Origin of the sequence: Pseudomonas sp. TWP3-2, from assembly GCF_049897765.1 — a bacterium.
Taxonomy (GTDB): Bacteria; Pseudomonadota; Gammaproteobacteria; order Pseudomonadales; family Pseudomonadaceae; genus Aquipseudomonas.
The window spans coordinates 21,963-40,914 of sequence record NZ_JAFCWW010000032.1; the positions used below are offsets into that span (position 1 = coordinate 21,963).

Genomic DNA, 18,952 nt, shown 5'->3' on the forward strand with positions numbered 1-18,952 from the left:
CACAGCACAATGAAAATCCTGTTGATCGGCGCTGGCGGCACCATCGGTTCGGCCGTGGACAAAGAACTGTCGCAACGTCACGAAGTCATTCGAATCGGTCGCAGCAGCGGTGATTTCAAGGTCGATATCAGCGACAGCGCATCGATTCGCAAGCTGTTCGAGCAGACCGGCAAGTTCGACGCACTGATCTGCGCAGCTGGCAACGTGACCTTCGCGCCACTGGCCGATATGGACGCAGACAGCTTTGCACTGGGTCTGAAAGACAAGCTGATGGGCCAGGTCAATCTGCTGCTGATCGGCCGCGAATTCGCCAACGACGGCGCCTCGTTCACCTTCACTACTGGCGTGCTCAGCCACGACCCGATCCGCAGTGGCGCCTCGGCCGCACTGGTCAACGGCGCACTCGACAGCTTCGTGCGTGCGGCGGCCATCGAACTGCCGCGCGGCCTGCGCGTGAACTCGATCAGCCCGACCGTTCTGCTTGAAGCGATGGGCAGCTACGCGCCGTATTTCCGCGGCTATAAGCCGGTTCCCGCAGCCGATGTGGCGTTGGCCTACGCGAAAAGTGTCGAAGGCTTGCAGACAGGTCAGACGTTTCACGTGGGCTAAACCCTTGTGATGAACGGTCAGGCTGCGTAACGTGGCGGCACTTGTCTGGAGAGCCGAAGATGCGTGTTGCCCGTTGCCTGATCGTTGCTGCCTTGCTGCCATTGTTTGCCGCCTGCCAATTGTTTGATGGCCAGCGCGAAAGCGCCTCGCATGTCGGCCAGACCCGCATGCAGGGTCAACTGACCGCTGCCGACGGCAAACTGCTGTTCCAGCCCTGCCACGAGCAGCGCCAGTTAATCGTCAATGACATCGGCGGCACCAGCGTCCTGCAAGAGGCCGCGACCCTCGCCGATGAGCAGGGCAAGCTGTTTGCCGACGTGCGCGGCAAAATCAGCGGTGACCGTCTCGACCTGGCGCAGCTGTACCGCGTCGAACGCTCAGGCACGGCTTGCGACGATCAAAACTTTAAACAGCTGATCTTGCGTGCCGCCGGCCATGGTCCTGAGTGGAACGTCAAAGTCAGCGGCAAAGGCATGGTCATCGAACGCGACGGTCAGCCACCGCTCGCCGTGCCCTACGTCGAAGAGCAATCGGGCGATGGCCGTTTCAATCTGAGCAGCGAAGCCAACAATCAGCGCATCGAATTGTGGGTCGCACCGCAGCGCTGTGTCGACAGCAGCACCGGCAGCGTGCAGCACATGAGCGCCGAACTGCGCATCGACGGCCAGGTGCAGCGTGGTTGCGGGTATTTCGGCGGTTCGCGTAACGACTGATCGTTTTACCCTCACGGGATCCGGCCGTTGCGGCTTATAATCGCCGCCTTCAAACGCCCTGGCGCAGTTGTGCGCCCCGCGAACCGGATCCTGTCATGTTACGAATCACTGAACTCAAGCTGCCGATCGACCATCCCGAAGAAGACCTGCGCCCTGCCATCGTGCAGCGCCTGGGCATCGCCAGCGATGACCTGCTCGATTTCACCTTGTTCAAGCGCAGCTACGATGCGCGCAAAAAATCCTCCGAACTGTGCTTCATCTACACCATCGACCTCGAAGTGCGCGATGAGGCCAAGGTGTTGGCCAAGTTCGCCGACGACCGCAATGTCAACGCGGCGCCGGATGTCAGCTACAAATTCGTCGGCCAGGCGCCGAGCGACCTGAGCCAACGGCCGATCGTGGTCGGTTTTGGCCCGTGCGGGATTTTTGCCGGCCTGCTGCTGGCGCAAATGGGCTTCAAGCCGATCGTCCTCGAACGCGGCACCGAAGTGCGCCAACGCACCAAAGACACCTGGGGCCTATGGCGCAAAAGCGTGCTTAACCCCGAGTCCAATGTGCAGTTCGGCGAAGGCGGCGCGGGTACGTTCTCCGACGGCAAGCTGTACAGCCAGATCAAGGATCCGAAGTTCCTCGGTCGCAAAGTCCTGCATGAATTCGTCAAGGCCGGCGCGCCGGAAGAAATCCTCTACGTCAGCAAACCGCACATTGGTACCTTCCGCCTGACCGGTATGGTCGAGAACATGCGCGAGCAGATCCGTGAACTCGGCGGCGAGGTGCGCTTTCAGGAACGCGTCACCGACGTGCTGATCGAAGACGGCCAACTGGTCGGCGTCGAACTGGCCAGCGGCGAAACCCTGCATTCAAAACATGTGGTGCTGGCCCTCGGTCACAGCGCCCGCGACACCTTCCGCATGCTGCACAGCCGTGGTGTGTTCATGGAAGCCAAACCGTTTTCGGTAGGTTTCCGCATCGAACATCCGCAATCGTTGATCGATCGTGCACGATTGGGCAAATACGCCGGCCACCCGAAACTCGGTGCCGCCGATTACAAACTGGTGCATCACGCGAAGAACGGCCGTTCGGTCTACAGCTTCTGCATGTGTCCGGGTGGCACCGTGGTGGCGGCGACCTCCGAGCCGAACCGTGTGGTCACCAACGGCATGAGCCAGTACTCGCGTAACGAGCGCAACGCCAACTCCGGGATCGTTGTCGGCATCACCCCGGAAGTCGATTATCCTGGTGGCCCGCTGGCCGGGATCGAGTTGCAGGAGCGCCTGGAATCCCACGCCTTTATTCTCGGCGGCAGTGATTACAAGGCTCCGGCGCAACTGGTCGGCGACTTCATTGCCGGCAAGCCATCGACCGTCATTGGTGAAGTCGAGCCATCCTACAAACCTGGGGTTTCGCTGGGCGATCTGGCCTTGGCGCTGCCCGACTTTGCTATCGAAGCGATTCGCGAAGCACTGCCGGCGTTCGAGAAGCAGATTCGCGGTTATTCGCTGCACGATGCGGTGCTGACCGGGATCGAGACGCGCACGTCCTCGCCGCTGCGCATTACTCGTGATGCGACGTTGCAGAGCATGAATGTGAAAGGTCTGTTCCCGGCGGGTGAAGGCGCCGGTTATGCGGGCGGGATTCTGTCGGCGGGTGTTGACGGGATTCGCATTGCTGAAGCAGTGGCTCGCGATATTCTTGGCCTGGACGCCTGATACACAAGCTTTGAAGCAATACAAAACCCTGTGGGAGCTGGCTTGCCAGCGATGACGGACTCAGATTCAACATTGATGTTGACTGATCCTCCGCTATCGCTGGCAAGTCGAATCGTCGCACCGCAGCTCCCACATTTAGTTATAGGGTTTGTCAGATATTCGCGCGCAACACTGAAGTCGGCAGCGCTTCCCCACGCTCCGCGCTCGCTGCTACCGCAGCGATCAACCCGCTCAACTCATATCCCTGAGCCTTGAGCCAATCCTGATCGTAATAAGTGTCGGCATACCTCTCGCCGCCATCGCACAGAATCGCCACGATCGACCCCGACTCCCCCGCCGCTTTCATCTGCTGCGCTGCCATCAACGCGCCGATCAGATTGGTCCCGCTCGACCCGCCGACATGCCGCCCCAGCCGCTGCGCCAGATAATGCATGGCCGCCAGCGACAAGGCGTCCGGCACTTTTACCATCGCATCGATCACCTTGGGCAGGAACGACGCTTCCACCCGTGGCCGGCCAATGCCTTCAATCCGCGAACCGTGATCCAGACGCAAACTCGCGTCTCCCGTCCGATAGAAGTCGAAGAACACCGAACGCTCGGCATCAGCGCACAGCACGCGCGTGCAGTGCTGGCGGTAACGCACATAGCGGCCGAGGGTCGCGGTGGTGCCGCCGGTGCCGGGGCTGGAAATCAGCCAGCTCGGTTCCGGGTGTTGCTCATAGCGCATCTGCTGGAAGATCGACTCGGCGATGTTGTTGTTCGCCCGCCAGTCGGTGGCACGTTCGGCGTAGGTGAACTGGTCGATGAAGTGGCCGTCGTGCTCGCGGGCCAGTCGTTCGGATTCGGCGTAGATCTGCGTCGGATCATCCACCAGGTGGCTTTTGCCGCCGTAGAAAGCGATCTGCGCGATCTTCTCTTTCGAGGTGGTCGCCGGCATCACCGCAATAAACGGCAGCCCGAGCATGCGCGCGAAATACGCCTCGGAAATCGCCGTCGAACCGCTGGATGCCTCGATCACCGGCGCTCCGGGTTTGAGCCAGCCATTACACAAGGCGTAGAGAAACAGCGATCGCGCCAGCCGATGTTTAAGGCTGCCGGTGGGATGGCTCGATTCATCCTTGAAGTACAACTCGATACCGGGAAAACCCGGCAGCGACAACGGGATCAAATGCGTGTCGGCGCTGCGCTGGAAGTCGGCTTCGATGATGCGGATGGCTTCGCGGGCCCACTGTCGGTTGTTGCTCATGGCGGTTGTTCTCGTTGAATCGGGCAGGAGGCGCCTCGTCACAGGCTCAGCCCCCAAGCTTAGGAAAAATCCTGCAGCAACGACAGATACAGCTGAGCTTCAATACCTTTGGCAACTGCTAGGCTCTGCTGCACATCGACCTGATGCTCTGTAACGGCATATAACAAAAAAGAATATAACTTTTGTTTTAACAACTAACGGTACGGGTTAGGGTGTGCCACCTTTTGCCTTAATCGATGGAGAGCGACCTTGCCTCTGCGTAGCACTTTCACGCGTTTCTTTCAGTTGGAAGCTGCCAGCGGTCTATTACTGATCGCCGCGGCCATTCTGGCTTTGATCATCAACAACTCGCCGTTGTCGTGGTTGTATAACGGCCTGCTCGACACCCCGGTGGTGGCGCAGATCGGTGCGTTGAAGATCGCCAAACCCCTGCTGCTGTGGATCAACGACGGCCTGATGGCGCTGTTTTTCCTGCTGATCGGCCTCGAAGTGAAGCGCGAAGTGCTTGACGGACAGCTGTCGAAACCGTCGCAGATCGTCCTGCCCGGCGCAGCGGCAATTGGCGGTATGCTGGTGCCGGCGCTGATCTACTGGTTCCTCAACCGCCACAATCCGGCGGCCCTCGATGGCTGGGCGATCCCGACCGCGACAGACATCGCCTTCGCCCTTGGCGTGCTGGCTTTGCTCGGCAAGCGCGTACCGGTGTCGCTGAAGTTGTTCCTGATGACCCTGGCGATAATCGATGACCTCGGCGCCATCGTGATCATCGCGATTTTCTACTCCGGGGAACTGTCGACCCTGTCGCTGGGCTTGGCCGCAGCGTGCATCGCGTCACTGGTGGCAATGAACCGGCTCGGGGTGGTCAAGCTCGGCCCGTACATGATCATCGGTTTGATTTTGTGGGTCTGCGTATTGAAGAGCGGCGTCCACGCGACGCTGGCCGGTGTGACGCTGGCGTTCTGCATCCCGCTGCGCACGAAAAACGCCGAGCCGTCGCCGCTGCTGACACTCGAACACGCGCTGCATCCGTGGGTCGCTTACGGCATTCTGCCGCTGTTCGCCTTCGCCAACGCCGGCCTGTCGCTGAGCGGTGTGACCGTCGAAAGCTTCACCCATCATGTGCCGATGGGCATTGCCGTCGGCCTGCTGCTGGGCAAGACCGTCGGCGTGTTCGGCCTGACCTGGCTCGCGGTCAAAATCGGCATCGCTTCCCTGCCGCAAGGCGCGAACTGGGGCCAGGTGTTGGGCGTGGCGATCCTCTGCGGCATTGGCTTCACCATGAGCCTGTTTGTCGGCTCCCTGGCCTTCGTGCCCGGCGCCAGCGAGTTCGCCGGGATGGATCGGATGGGCATTCTGACCGGCTCGCTATTCGCTGCGTTGATTGGTTATGCGGTGACGTTGGCGGCTAGCAAAAGGAACCCGGCGCTGCCTTCCTGATTCAAAGCGAACAATCCCCACGTCTTTAGAGACGCGTCCTACAGCCACAGATTTCCCGCTTCGTTAACGTCGTGCAGCCCCTTTCGAGGGGCTGCCGATGCATGAACGAAAGGACAATCAGTGGCTGGTCAAAAGGACATTCCCCGGATCCCCAAACCCGGTGAGGGCGACGGACATTTCGTCACCCACCGCTATATGACGGCCAGCGAACTGGCCGAACGGGAAAAACGTCAAAACACCTATGACGCCATGCTGGCACGGCAGGAAGCTTTCGAGCGCAGCCGTGAGATAGCGGCGAAAAAGCCTGCGCCGGAGCGCGCCGGGTGCGTGTTTGCCAAGTCCTGCAAACTGCCGGACGCGATCATTGATTACTCGAATCCTTCAGGGATGGTGCCGACCGATAGCCTGAAAGACTACGGCGAAATCGCCTGGCTCGGCGCCCGCGAAGTGGATGAAGCGGGCCTGCTGAACCTGGAAGCGATCAGTGGCAGCACCGTTCCATTGGAACTCGGCAGGCTCGCCCTGCGAACCCCGGCGCTCGCAACATCAAACATTGCAGCGCTCGGCGCAGGCGGAGCCGCTGCACTCGCCGGTCTGGTCGCTTTGCTCTGGACGCCAACCCTTGGCGACAGCGCCCTGTATACCGAAGAACAACTGCGCAGTCTGAAACAGGCACGGACACGCGTTCGCCTGAGGATCGAGCAACAGGCTGACGGCACCCTCAAGGGCTATGGTTTCTACACGGGTAAGAATCGCGACTGGGAAATGGTCGATGTGGTGCATTTCGCGCCACGCGACAGCCGCTTTGTTGCAGACCTTGGCGAAGGTATTGAACTGATCTGGACACCCGCCGTGGACGGCGCCGACATCCTCGGCATCCCCGCCCTCGAAGCGGCTCCGCAAGCGCCGCATATCTGGGTGTATCCACCGACGAAAGCGGCGGACGGGATTCTGGTGAACCCGGTTTATCCGCCGGAGTATCGGGATTTCATATTGGTGTTTCCGGTCGGGTCGGGGGTTCGGCCGCTTTATATTGTTGTTAACACTCGGGCGAAAGGCACCGCAGAGGCGGGACACACCTACCATCCGGCCCCGGAAACGGAGGAAATTACCGCATTTCCTGACTTGAAAAGAGCAAAAAAGAAAACACCTTTCAACGGTGGGCTTCGTGATCGCTGGATCAATGCAAAGGGCCGAATAATCTACGAATGGGACTATCTGCATGGAGAACTTGAAGCCTACCGCTCAAGTGATGGCAGCCACTTGGGTTCCTTCGACCACATAACCGGCGAGCAAATAGATCCGCCAAAAAAGAACCGCAGTATCAAAAAATACTTGTGAGGAATACATGGGACTCAAAGCCAGACTTGAGTGGTACGACAAGAAAACCGAGATAGGGGAAGGAGAAGAGTTATCCAAAGATTTTGGTGACGATGGCTCTTTGATCGAAGCATTGGGGCTGCCGATCGCCAATAACATCAACATTGGCGGATTTAATGTTAAAACCGAATGGATCGATGTTCTCCAGACCCACTTCAAGCATGCAATCGAATTTTCGTCTTACGACTACCAGATATCGTTTGTCTATCGCGATCGTTGGTAGGAATCAAAAAAAACCCCGACCAGTCACCTGATCGGGATTTTCTTGCACCGCTTGCTCCCGCTTAATGCGAAGACGCTATGAATACAACGAAACCTGGTAAAACGTAAGGATAAGTAATGGAACTACGTCTTGAGTTAATGCCACCACAGCTCGATGAATCGGCCGTAACGGAGCTCGCAGACCTTGCAGCCGAGATTGATGGTGGATGTGAACACCAAACCGTCGTTAAGTTAGCAGAGTTCAATCGGCGGGCAATGACAAACCTGAGGTTCATAGACTTTCAGGGCATATATGGAGGGCAGGATCACGACACATGGGTCCGTCAGATTCTCGCTCAACCCTATGAGAAACACCTGACAGACATCACCTTGCCTGAGCTGGTAGAGCTCGCTCGAAGGGTTATGGAATGTGATGGCGCTGAGCACGCAATTGGCTTTTGGTTGAACATGCTTGAACTCAACCTGCCCAACGAACGAATCAGTGACCTTATTTACTGGCCTGGGGAGTATTTCGGCGACGGAGACAACATGCGGGAGCTGACACCGGAGCAAGTGATCGATATTGCTTTGAAGGAACAGGGCTCTGCTAGAAATTACATCACACCGTCGACCTGACCTCCCACACGACAACAAGTCGAACAATCCCCACGTCTTTAGAGACGCGTCCTACAGCCACAGATTTCCCGCTTCGTTAACGTCGTGCAGCCCCTTTCGAGGGGTTGCCGATGCATGAACGAAAGGACAATCAGTGGCTGGTCAAAAGGACATTCCCCGCATCCCCAAACCCGGTGAGGGCGACGGACATTTCGTCACCCACCGCTATATGACGGCCAGCGAACTGGCCGAGCGCGAACAACGTCAAAAAACCTATGACGCCATGCTGGCACGGCAGGAAGCTTTCGAGCGCAGCCGCGAGATAGCGGCGAAAAAGCCTACGCCGGTGCGCGCCGGCTGCGTGTTCGCCAAATCCTGCAAGCTGCCGGACGCGATCATTGATTACGCGAATCCTTCGGGGATGGTGCCGACCGATAGCCTGAAGGACTACGGCGACATCGCCTGGCTCGGCGCCCGCGAAGTGGACGCTGCGGGCATGCTGCGTCTGGAAGCGATCGGTGGCAGCACCGTGTCGCTGGACCTCGGCAAGCTCGCCCTGCGGATCCCGGCGCTCGCGACATCAAACATCGCAGCGCTCGGCGCAGGCGGAGCCGCTGCACTCGCCGGTCTGGTCGCTTTGTTCTGGACGCCAACCCTTGGCGACAGCGCCCTGTATACCGAAGAACAACTGCGCAGTCTGAAACAGGCGCGGACACGCGTTCGCCTGAGGATCGAACAACAGGCTGACGGCACCCTCAAGGGCTATGGTTTCTACACGGGTAAGAATCGCGACTGGGAAATGGTCGATGTGGTGCATTTCACGCCACGCGACAGCCGCTTTGTTGCAGACCTTGGCGAAGGTATTGAACTGATCTGGACGCCCGCCGTGGACGGCGCCGACGTCCTCGGCATCCCCGCCCTCGAAGCGGCTCCGCAAGCGCCGCATATCTGGGTGTATCCACCGACGAAAGCGGCGGACGGGATTCTGGTGAACCCGGTTTATCCGCCGGAGTATCGGGATTTCATATTGGTTTTTCCGGTGGGATCAGGAGTTCGGCCGGTTTACATTGTGGTGAATTTGTCACATGGCGACTACCACCAAAAACCCAACAACTTGCCTGCATATCCCGATGCCCGCTGGGCCACACCAAAAACGCCAATAAAAGGTGGTGGTGGGTTACGTCCGCGCTGGAAAGATAGAGGCGGCATAATTTATGAATGGGACTTTCGACATGGGGCAATAGAAAAATACACAAAGCGTGGAAAACATTTGGGTGAGTTCAACCACGAAACAGGAGAACAGACGAAACCAGCGGATCCGACGAGGTGGGTAGAACCATGACACATCGAATAATGGGAGTTAAAACAGGGGAGGATTTTCCTCTCTATGAGCAGACCATCTCCATCGCTACTTTGGACCTGAAGCGAATTATGGGTTGGAGGAATGATGAGGATTCTCTGCATGACTACAAACTGACGTCACAACAGATTATTGATATTGAAAAAGCATGCGCCTTGAGTCTTCCGCCAGATCTTGACTTGTACCTAACATCACAACTCTGAGCGGACTGATACTCACTGACATCGAAAGCTTGAACAAACAAAAAACCCCGACCAGTCACCTGATCGGGGTTTTCTTTTACCGCTCGTTCCCGCTTAGTGCGAAACGCGGCTGGTCCCGTCAACAGTCGAAATCCGTACCCGCTCGCCAACGCGGAACACTTCATTTTCCTGAACCTGCTGCACATAGGCGCGCATGCTGCCGTCGTCTTCGCGCACGGTGATTTCCACGCCTTGCGTACGGGTCAGGCCTTCTTCGGTAGCCGAACCCAGCAGACCACCGGCCACTGCGCCGATCACCGCTGCAACGATACTGCCGCGACCACCGCCGATGGCGCTGCCGCCAACGCCGCCGACCACTGCACCGGCTGCGCCGCCAATCGGAGTCTTGGTGCCTTCGATTTTCACCGGTCGCAGGGATTCGATGGTGCCCATGCGAATCGTCTGCACACGACGCGCTTCGTCACGGGAGTAGGAGTCACCGGTCAGGCTCGATTGGCAGCCAGTGAGCAACATCGCCATCGTGGAAAAGGAAGCAACCAGCAGAACAGACTTACGCATAGCATCAACTCCAAAAGGACAGGTATTCATTAAACTCCGCAGCTTGGCGCGTGTCACGGCGCTGCGCGGATAAAATGGGTTTCATTCAGGCCTGGTACAGGGCCTTGCACGAAGTCACCCAACAGTAGCGCCAAATTCGACAACCTGCACCGTTGCGAGCCGCTGTTAAGGCTATCCCGCTCGGTAGACTGCTCAGGGTGCCAGTCGTTCAAGAATCCAGTCGGTGCCCTGCGAGCGGTAGTTGAGGCGATCATGCAGACGGCTCGAACGGCCCTGCCAGAACTCGATGCGCTCCGGCAGCAAGCGGTATCCGCCCCAATGTTGCGGGCAGTCGGGCTGGGTATCGCTGAAGCGTTGCTCGGTAGCCTTGAGCAGATCTTCCAGTTCACCACGGCCGTTGATCACCCGGCTCTGCGGTGAAGCCCAGGCGCCGAGACGGCTGCCCAGCGGACGTACCTGATAATAAGCATCGGACTCTTCAGGCGTGACCTTGACCACCCGCCCCTCGATGCGCACCTGACGTTCCAGCGTCGGCCAGAAGAACGTCATGGCGGCAAACGGATTGACCGCCAGATGCTGCCCCTTGGCACTTTCGTAGTTGGTGAAAAAGGTGAAGCCCTGCGCGTCCAGGCCCTTGAGCAGCAGAATGCGGCAATGCGGACGTCCGTCCGCATCGACCGTGGCCAGGGTCATGGCGTTGGCCTCCACCGGTGCCTGTTCGGTTTTCACCGCGTCGGCGAACCACTGGTGAAACAGCGCGAACGGCTCGGCCGGGGCTTGCGCCTCGGTCAGGCCATCACGGGTGTAATCACGACGCATATCTGCCAGGGCCTGGGTCATGGCGCATTCCTTTTCGTTAGCGGATTACTTCTTCGCGGCATCGGCAGCGGCGACTTTCTTGTCGGTCGCGGCGGCTTTGGCTGGAGCGGTCTTTTTCGCTGGCGCTTTGGCCGGGGCCTTCTTGGCTGGAGCCTTGGCTGCGGCCTTCTTCGCTGGAGCCTTTTTCGTGGCTGGCACAGCGGCTTTCTTGACGGCCGGTGCCGGAGTCACTGGTTTGGCGACTGGCTTGACGTCCTGCGCAGCGACCATGGTCACTGGTTTCGGGGCTGGCATGTTGTACTTGCTGAGCAGCGCAACCATGGTGTTCTGCGGGGTTACCAGCAATTCGACACGACGGTTCAGGGCACGGCCTTCAACGCTGTCGTTGGCCGCACGCGGCGCTTCGGAACCCATGCCACGCAGCATCAGGCGATCACGCTGCAAGCCGCTGAGACGGAAAATCGCCGCGATGGCCTGGGCACGCTCCTGGCTCAATTTGGTGTTGGCCGGCGCCGCGCCAGAGCTGTCGCTGTGACCGAGCACCAGTACCGCGGTTTTCGGATCGGCTTCAAGGATTTTTGCCACGCGAGTGAACGGGCCAAGGGTGACCGGCAGCAGCATGGCCGGGCGGTCCGGGTTGAACGAGCCTTCGACCGGCGCAGTCACCACCAGCACATTGTCCCGGCGTTCGAGCTGCAGATTGCTGTCCTTGATCGCGGTACGCAGACGTGGTTCGTAATCGTCGAGCCAGGCTTGGGTAACTTTCGGGTCCGGCATTGGCACTACTTTGGCGGTTGGCTGATCCTTGCCGCCGAACGGCCACCACCATTTGCCACCGGCGTCGGCTTCAGCCTTGGCGACGGCGACCGGTTGGGCTTCGGGTTTCACTTCAGGCTTGGCATCGGCCTTTGCGGTGTCGTCCGAACCAAACGGCCAGTACCAAGGATTGCTGCTTTCAGCCTTGGCCACAGGCGCGGTAGCGGCAGGCTTCAGCGGAGCCGGAGCCGCTGCTGGCTCTTTGGCCGCGACCTTGTCGGAAGAACCGAACGGCCACCAGCTGCCGCCATCGGCGTCATTCGCTGGGGTCTGAGCACAACCGGTAATCGCAAAACACAGGGCCAGGGCGAGAGTTTGTTTGGACGACATTGGAAACCCACAAAATGAAGTAAAGGAAAATCAGAGCACTTTCGCCCGGATAAACAGACGCTTTGAATCGAAAAACTGCATGAGGTTCCGGCCCTGGAGCCTCAGTTGAAACTTTACAGACAAGTGGCAAGTACCCGCGCAAGCTTCTGCGCACGCGGATCCATCAAAACGTATGGCCCAAGGGTATTTGTCACGAAACCGAAGGCGACATCATGCTCCGGATCAGCAAAACCGATGGACCCGCCCGCCCCCGGGTGACCGAACGCGCGCGGGCCGAGGCCGTAAGTCGCGTTTGGCACGTCAGGTTGATCGAGCATGCAACCCAGGCCGAAACGGGTCTGGGTCAGCAGAGTCTTGTCATCGCCGAGGCTGTGTTCGCGGGTCAGCTCGTCGAGCATTTCGCTTTCCAGCAGGCTGCCGTCGAGCAGACCGGCGTAGAAGCCGGCCAGACTGCGCGCATTGCCGTGGCCGTTGGCCGCCGGTTGCTGCATGCGCTGCCATTCCGCTTTGTTGGTGCTGGTCAGCACTGAAGGCGGATTGGTGAAGGCACGGGTAGTCATGGCGGTCGGTTCGCGCATGGTCACTTGCAGCAGGCGCTGGGCCGCGGCGTCGCCGCTATTGCCCTTGCCGCGGGCGATGTGGGCCACGCGGTGGAATTCTTCGTCAGCCAGGCCGACATGGAAATCCAGCCCCAGCGGTTTGGCCACTCGCGCGACGATCGATTCGCCCGGCCCACGGCCATCAGCGCGACGCAACAATTCGCCGACCAGCCAACCGTAAGTGATCGCGGCATAACCATGACCGGTACCCGGCGCCCACCATGGCGCTTCGCCCGCGAGGGCATCGACCATGGTTTGCCACTCGTACAAGGCTTCTGGCGCCAGCAGTTCACGCAGGGCTGGCAGTCCGGCCTGGTGGCAGAGCAATTGGCGCAGGGTTACAGATTCTTTGCCGGCAGCAGCGAATTCCGGCCAATAACGCGCGACCGGAGCGTCGAGTTGCAGCTTGCCTTCGGCGACCAGTTGCAGCGCGGTGACGGCGGTGAAAGTCTTGGTGCAGGAGAACAGATTGGCGATGGTGTCGCTGTGCCAGGCTTCAGCGCCGTCCTTGTCGGACGTGCCGGCCCAGAGATCGATAACGGTTTCCCCGCCGACCTGAATGCACAAGGCTGCACCGCGTTCCTGGGGATCTTCGAACAGTGCGGCGAAAGCTTCGCGCACTGCTTCGAACTGAAGCTCGTAATGTCCCTGAATCTGCACCCGCAACTCCCCTTCGAAAACGCTCTACAAAGTGGCCCGCATTGTTCCAGCCCTTGAGGGTTTTGGGAACAGCTGTGGGCCGGGCGGTCGCAGGCCTGAGCCTGCGCCATTTGTGATCACTGGCCTTTGCCCGAATGCCCACCGACGTGCCCGGCACCCTGCCCCGGGCCCTTTCCGGCGTCGGCTTTGCGTCCGCCCTCGGCGTCGTGGCTGGCCTTGTCGGCGGTCTGCGCGGCTTTTTCAGCTTCTTTCGCCAACTGATCAACCGTCGCCAGATTGCTCTTGCGCACTGCCTCGACAAAGCCCTGGAACGGCAGATCGGTCACGCCGACCAGGCCAAAGTGGCCATTCTCGCCATCGAGCAAACGCCCGGTCACTGGTTGATCGAGATACTGGAACCAGTGCACGCCGACAATCGACGGTTCACTCAAGGCATGCTTGAGGAAGTTCGCATAGGCCGCGCCGCGATCTTCTTCTTTGGCCAATTGCGTCACGCCGCCCCAGAACGGACCACGATCAGTCGAGCCGAAGTTGAACTCGGTGATCAGCACCGGTTTGTCCAGATTGCGCAGCACGGCGAAGTCGTAACCGTCCTGCGGTTGCAGGGTGTACATGTTGAAACTCAGCACGTCGCAATATTGCGCACAGGCGTTCACGGCTTCCGGGGTGCTGCTGGCGAAGCGGCCGCCGAGCAGCAACTGATTCGGTGCGTGCCATTTCAGCGAGTCGGAAATGGTCTTGAAGTAGGTATCGGCAAATACCTGCTGGAAGTATTTGAAATCGGCTTCGATTTCCGGGTGTTCAGCGCTCGGCAGTGGCGGCACAAAACCCGGATCTTCCATCAATTCCCACGCCGGTAGATCGATGCCCCAAGCCTTGGACAATCCCGCCTGATTGCGGTACTTGTCACGCAACTGCTTGAGAAACGCACGCTTGGCCGGCACGTCGGTGGTCATCTTCAAGGTGCCATAAGCCAGCGCATAGCGCGCTTTCGGATCGGCGCCCGCGCCGGCCCAGGCCAGTTCGTTGTCGGCGAAGTAGCCGATCAGCCACGGATCGTCGCGGTGGTCGCGAGCAGCGATGGCCACGGCGCGTTCGGTGGCCATGGCGAAACGCGGGTCAAACGGATCGGGCATGGCGCCCCACCAGTCATTGCCGGTGCTGATGCTGGTGTAGTCGCCGACGATCGACAGCGGCAAGGTGTACGGCACACGTTCGGCGTCGCCGAGCGTGTCCTCGCTCCAGTTGCCAACGGTGTTGAAACCCCAGGCTTGCAAGCGATCAAGGGTGTGATGGGTCCAGCGCGGTTCGTCGAACGTGGCTTTGCACGGCGCGGCGGCGGGCTGCTGAGGTGTCGCAGTCTTGGCCGACTCGGCGACTCCGGCATTCGGTTGTTCAGACGCGGCCACCGGCTCGGCGGCGTTGACCGTCGTTTCCTCGGCCGCACTGGCCTTGGCTGCTGCCGCGACCCCAGCCTTGCTGTCGCTATCGGATTTGCACGGTTCGCCATACAGGCGTTGCAGGTTGGCGCCGTAGAAATCGTACCAGCGCCCGGCGTTATAGCTGCGCCCCTGATCGACGCCGTTGCCGCCACGGTTGTCGCCTTCGCCAAAGTGGCTGGCCAGTGGCTCGTCGGCTTTGGGCAGGGATTCGAACATCCACTCGCGCCCGGCCACGTAAGTCTGGTTGACCTCGGGGCTGACGGTGTTCACGCCAAGGGAATAGAACGGGTGGCCTTCCGGCGTCACCAGATACCAGCGGCCGTCACGTTTTTCCGTACGGAAGAAGCCGCTGGCCTTGAACGCCGGGCCTTTGCTCCAGCCGCCAAACTTGTCCAGCGAGGATTTGTCGCGCTCGGCCAGCCAGGTTTTCAGCTGTTGCTGTTCTTTGCTGGCGGCGGATTTCAGTTGTTCGTCACTGGCGACTTTTTCCGGCCACTTGCTGCGGGTCGACTGACCGTAGGCGTCGACCAGATTGCCATACGCAGCTTTGATCACCGCATCGCCGTTCTGCACGCCGAAGCGCTCGAGCAGCAGACTCTGCGCGGCTTTCGGCTGATCCATCGACAGGCTCACCGACACCACATTGCTGCGGTCCAGTTCACCGCTGCTGCTTGCCAGCAAAATCCGCTGTCCATCGAGGGTGATCGGCATCGGCGGCCCGGCCTTCATCCCTTGGCTGAGCGGCGAGTTCGCAACCAATGGCACCAGCAACGTCTGCGCCGGGCCAGCCGGCAGATCGACGCGGCTGACCAAGGTCTTGCCATCGTTGCTCTGAATCTGCACGTAAACCGTCACCGCCCAGTTCATCGCACTCTGCACACGCAGACTCATCATCCCCGACTGCGACCAGTCCCACGCACCAGTCTGCGGCGTCAGACGCAAGGTTGGCCGCTCGACCGGATTGAACGTGACCCGGCGCAGCACTTCGCCCTCGGCGGTCTGCTCGGCATTGGCCTGTGGCAGATCGGCGTTTTCGGTGACCACTTTGACCACATCGGCCGGGCGCACAAAGTTGAACAGCGTCTGCTGAGCGGCAGGCGCTGCCAGCAGAGGGGCGGCGAAGATCAAGGCAAAAACGGCAGGCAGCGAACGGCGGATCATAAGAACGGAGTTCTCCCTAACGACCAACAATGGCCAATGGAAAAGCGATGGCAGAGAGATAGACAACACGGCGGGCAAAACTGCCCACCGATGTCTCAGGATATTTCACGACGGAAAGGAGGCAATGCATTGAGGATCGCCTTGCCATAGCGCTGGGTGACCAGCCGCCGATCAAGCAAGGTGATGGTGCCGCGATCTTCTTCGGTGCGCAGCAGTCGGCCGCAGGCCTGAACCAGCTTCAGCGAAGCATCCGGCACCGAGATCTCCATGAACGGATTACCGCCACGGGCTTCGATCCACTCGGCCAGTGCGGCTTCGACCGGATCATCCGGCACCGAGAACGGGATCTTCGCGATCACGACGTGCTCGCAATACGCGCCGGGCAAATCCACGCCTTCAGCGAAACTCGCCAGGCCAAACAGTACGCTGGAATCGCCGCCATCGACCCGCGCCTTGTGCTTGTTCAGGGTTTCCTGTTTCGACAGGTTGCCTTGAATGAACACTTGCTTGCGCCAGTCGCGGTCGAGGCCGTCGAACACGTCCTGCATCTGTTTGCGTGAAGAGAACAGCACCAGCGTGCCGCGCGAGCCTTCGACCAGATCCGGCAGATCACGGATGATCGCCGCGGTGTGCGCGGCGGCATCGCGCGGATCGGCCTTCAGATCCGGCACCCGCAGCACGCCGGCATCAGCGTGATGGAATGGGCTCGGCACGACAGCGGTGACGGCTTTTTTCGGCAGACCGGCGCGCATGCGGAAACGGTCGAAGGTGCCGAGAGCGGTCAGCGTCGCCGAGGTCACCAGACAGCCATACGCCACGTTCCACAGATTGCGCCGAAGCATTTCCGCCGCCAGGATCGGGCTGGCATTGACCTCGATGTCGAACAGCGAACCACTTTCAGCCAAGGTCAGCCAACGCGCCATCGGCGGGTTGTCTTCCGGGTCTTCGACGGTGAACGCCGTCCACAGCTCCCAGTTGCCGGAGGCGCGCGACAGCAGACTGCCGAACAGCGGATACCATTCCTCGGCCTGATTGCTGGCGATGCCGATGTTGACCTCGCCGTCCATGCCTTCCTTGAGCAGGTCGGTAAGACGCGTAAACAGATCGGTGAGACGGGAAAAGCCCTTCTTCAGCTCGATGCCCATTTCGCGCATATGGTCAGGGATCACCCCGCCGACAAAGCGGTGGCGCGGCCGCTCGCGGCCTTCGACGTCTTCACCGGGCTTGAAATCGGCGACCTGCTCGCAGGCACTGAACATGAATTGCTGCTGAGTCTTGATCTCGCGCGCCAGCTCCGGCACTTGCTCGATCAACTTGCCCAGATCGCCCGGCAGCGGATGCTGGGCGAGCAATTTGGTGAGGTTCTTGGCGGTGGTTTCCAGCCAGTCGGCGGTCGAGCGCAGGCGCGTGTAGTGCGCGAAGTGACCGATGGCCTTGTCCGGCAAATGGTGGCCTTCGTCGAACACGTAAATAGTGTCGCGCGGATCGGGCAACACTGCCCCGCCGCCGAGCGCCAGGTCGGCCAGCACCATGTCGTGGTTGGTGACGATCACGTCAACCTTGCCCATGCCTTCGCGGGCCTTGTAGAAGGCGCACTGGCCGAAGTTCGGGCAATGGCGGTTGGTGCACTGGCTGTGATCGGTGGTCAGGCGCGCCCAGTCGGCGTCTTCCAGCGCGGTCGACCAACTGTCACGGTCGCCGTCCCACTTATTGCCGGCGAGCTTCTCGATCATGCTGGTGAACAGCTTCTGACTGGCCTCGTCGACCTCGATCTTGAAGCCTTCTTCTTCGAACAGCTGCGCGGTGGCGGTTTGCGCGTGGCCTTCCTGCAACAACATGTCGAGCTTGGACAGGCACATGTAGCGGCCACGGCCCTTGGCCAGGGCGAAGGTGAAGCTCAGCCCGCTGTTGCGCATCAGGTCGGGCAGATCCTTGTAGACGATCTGCTCTTGCAGGGCGACGGTCGCGGTGGCGATCACCAGACGCTTGCCGGCGGCCTTGGCCGTCGGGATCGCCGCCATGCTGTAGGCCACGGTCTTGCCGGTACCGGTGCCGGCTTCCACCGCAACAATCGCGGGGTCGCCACTGCGCCGGCCTTCGTCGTCGGTGTCGATATCCCCGAGGACTTTGGCGATTTCGGCGATCATCAGGCGTTGGCCGTAACGCGGCTTGAGGCTCTTGGCTTCAAGAAAACGCGTGTAGGCGCCCTGGATCGTGGTTTTGAGTTCAGTGCTGATCATGTGTCGTCGGGCGCAAAAACGCTGGATAAATTTTCAGTGGTTCGGATCGGCGGCTATCATACCCCGCGAATCGATCCTGCGCAGAACGGAGTACCCCAATGACACCTTTTAGCATCGTTTATCCGATCCATTTGCTGGCGGCGCTGGTGTGGGTCGGCGGCATGTTTTTCGCCTGGATGGTCTTGCGCCCCGCGGCTATGAAGGCTCTGGACGGCCCCGCCCGACTGACGCTGTGGGTGCAAGTGTTTCAAGGTTTTTTCCGTTGGGTGTGGGTCGCGGTGATCGTGTTGCCGATCAGCGGCGTGGGCATGTTGCATTTGCAGGGCGTCGGATTTGAGACCGCGCCGAAATATGTGCAGGTGATGATCGGGCTGTACATCGTCATGACGGCGCTGTTCATCCGGATTCAGGGCTTGATGCTGCCGGAGTTGCGCGTGGCGGTTGAAGCGAAGGACTGGCCGGCGGGTGCTGCGGTGCTCGGGCGGATTCGGCGGGTGGTGGGGATTAATTTGTTGGTGGGGGTGGTGTTGGTGGGAATTGCTGGTGCGCGGCCGATGTATTGACAATCAAAAGCAAAAGCCCCTCACCCTAGCCCTCTCCCGGAGGGAGAGGGGACTGATTGGGGGATATTCAGGAAGTACGCCGACTTGAATGAAATCTGCCGAATCCATAATCGCCACGATTTTTCAGGTCGATGTTTGACGCCAGACACTTCGGTCGGCCCCCTCTCCCTCTGGGAGAGGGCTGGGGTGGGTAAATACCGGGTACATCCTTTACGTTTGAGACCGGGGACATGGTTTACAGGTATCAATCATGGTCAGGAGGTGCTGACCATGCCCTGGAATCAAGAGTCC

General features: G+C 60.0%; 16 protein-coding genes. 9 read left to right on the top strand and 7 right to left on the bottom strand.

The annotated features are described in order from the left end of the window. The first annotated feature begins 9 nt into the window (after positions 1 to 9). From ACP7EE_RS26535 to ACP7EE_RS26545, 3 genes are all read left to right on the top strand, one after another. Positions 10 to 609: a short chain dehydrogenase gene (locus ACP7EE_RS26535; protein ID WP_426237920.1), complete on the top strand. Its 600-nt coding sequence runs from the start codon at positions 10 to 12 to the stop codon at positions 607 to 609. A 59-nt stretch (positions 610 to 668) separates the two neighbouring features. Next, complete coding sequence (locus tag ACP7EE_RS26540; protein WP_426237922.1) at positions 669 to 1,322, top strand: COG3650 family protein; 654 nt, start codon at positions 669 to 671, stop codon at positions 1,320 to 1,322. Positions 1,323 to 1,417: 95 nt separating this feature from the next. Further along, positions 1,418 to 3,031: an NAD(P)/FAD-dependent oxidoreductase gene (locus ACP7EE_RS26545; RefSeq protein ID WP_420648211.1), complete on the top strand. Its 1,614-nt coding sequence runs from the start codon at positions 1,418 to 1,420 to the stop codon at positions 3,029 to 3,031. Between the two features lie 151 nt (positions 3,032 to 3,182). Here ACP7EE_RS26545 and ACP7EE_RS26550 read toward each other — a convergent pair whose 3' ends face one another. Continuing rightward, entirely contained in the window at positions 3,183 to 4,277 is a 1,095-nt protein-coding gene (locus ACP7EE_RS26550; protein WP_426237924.1) for a PLP-dependent cysteine synthase family protein, read from the bottom strand. A 249-nt stretch (positions 4,278 to 4,526) separates the two neighbouring features. Between ACP7EE_RS26550 and nhaA the strand changes: the two genes are divergently transcribed. From nhaA to ACP7EE_RS26575, 5 genes are all read left to right on the top strand, one after another. Continuing rightward, complete coding sequence (nhaA, locus tag ACP7EE_RS26555) at positions 4,527 to 5,714, top strand: Na+/H+ antiporter NhaA (RefSeq protein WP_426237926.1); 1,188 nt, start codon at positions 4,527 to 4,529, stop codon at positions 5,712 to 5,714. Between the two features lie 120 nt (positions 5,715 to 5,834). Continuing rightward, entirely contained in the window at positions 5,835 to 7,055 is a 1,221-nt protein-coding gene (locus tag ACP7EE_RS26560; protein WP_426237928.1) for an S-type pyocin domain-containing protein, read from the top strand. Positions 7,056 to 7,062: 7 nt separating this feature from the next. Continuing rightward, the gene (locus ACP7EE_RS26565) at positions 7,063 to 7,317 is read left to right on the top strand and encodes a colicin E3-like toxin immunity protein (RefSeq protein ID WP_426237930.1); all 255 of its coding nucleotides are present in this window, start codon (positions 7,063 to 7,065) and stop codon (positions 7,315 to 7,317) included. A 116-nt stretch (positions 7,318 to 7,433) separates the two neighbouring features. Then, positions 7,434 to 7,931 (top strand): hypothetical protein, encoded by a 498-nt coding sequence (locus ACP7EE_RS26570; protein WP_426237932.1) that lies wholly within the window; start codon positions 7,434 to 7,436, stop codon positions 7,929 to 7,931. 133 nt (positions 7,932 to 8,064) lie between these two features. Beyond that, positions 8,065 to 9,252, top strand: a complete 1,188-nt coding sequence (locus ACP7EE_RS26575; protein WP_426237934.1) for a colicin E3/pyocin S6 family cytotoxin — start codon at positions 8,065 to 8,067, stop codon at positions 9,250 to 9,252. 314 nt (positions 9,253 to 9,566) lie between these two features. Here ACP7EE_RS26575 and ACP7EE_RS26580 read toward each other — a convergent pair whose 3' ends face one another. The 6 genes from ACP7EE_RS26580 to dinG form a co-directional block, all read right to left on the bottom strand. Continuing rightward, entirely contained in the window at positions 9,567 to 10,031 is a 465-nt protein-coding gene (locus ACP7EE_RS26580) for a glycine zipper 2TM domain-containing protein (RefSeq protein WP_214511613.1), read from the bottom strand. Between the two features lie 192 nt (positions 10,032 to 10,223). After that, positions 10,224 to 10,871 (bottom strand): pyridoxamine 5'-phosphate oxidase, encoded by a 648-nt coding sequence (pdxH, locus tag ACP7EE_RS26585; protein WP_426237937.1) that lies wholly within the window; start codon positions 10,869 to 10,871, stop codon positions 10,224 to 10,226. A gap of 24 nt (positions 10,872 to 10,895) precedes the next feature. After that, positions 10,896 to 11,996 carry an OmpA family protein gene (locus ACP7EE_RS26590; RefSeq protein WP_426237939.1) on the bottom strand — a complete coding sequence of 367 codons (1,101 nt, stop codon included), beginning with the start codon at positions 11,994 to 11,996 and terminating at the stop codon, positions 10,896 to 10,898. A gap of 113 nt (positions 11,997 to 12,109) precedes the next feature. Next, positions 12,110 to 13,255, bottom strand: coding sequence for a serine hydrolase domain-containing protein (locus ACP7EE_RS26595; RefSeq protein ID WP_426237941.1), 1,146 nt, complete (start codon positions 13,253 to 13,255; stop codon positions 12,110 to 12,112). Between the two features lie 116 nt (positions 13,256 to 13,371). Then, entirely contained in the window at positions 13,372 to 15,858 is a 2,487-nt protein-coding gene (locus ACP7EE_RS26600) for a beta-galactosidase (protein ID WP_426237943.1), read from the bottom strand. Positions 15,859 to 15,953: 95 nt separating this feature from the next. Next, positions 15,954 to 18,098 carry an ATP-dependent DNA helicase DinG gene (gene dinG / locus ACP7EE_RS26605; protein WP_426237945.1) on the bottom strand — a complete coding sequence of 715 codons (2,145 nt, stop codon included), beginning with the start codon at positions 18,096 to 18,098 and terminating at the stop codon, positions 15,954 to 15,956. Between the two features lie 98 nt (positions 18,099 to 18,196). Between dinG and ACP7EE_RS26610 the strand changes: the two genes are divergently transcribed. Then, positions 18,197 to 18,661, top strand: a complete 465-nt coding sequence (locus tag ACP7EE_RS26610) for a CopD family protein (RefSeq protein ID WP_426237947.1) — start codon at positions 18,197 to 18,199, stop codon at positions 18,659 to 18,661. The last annotated feature ends 291 nt before the right edge of the window (positions 18,662 to 18,952 follow it).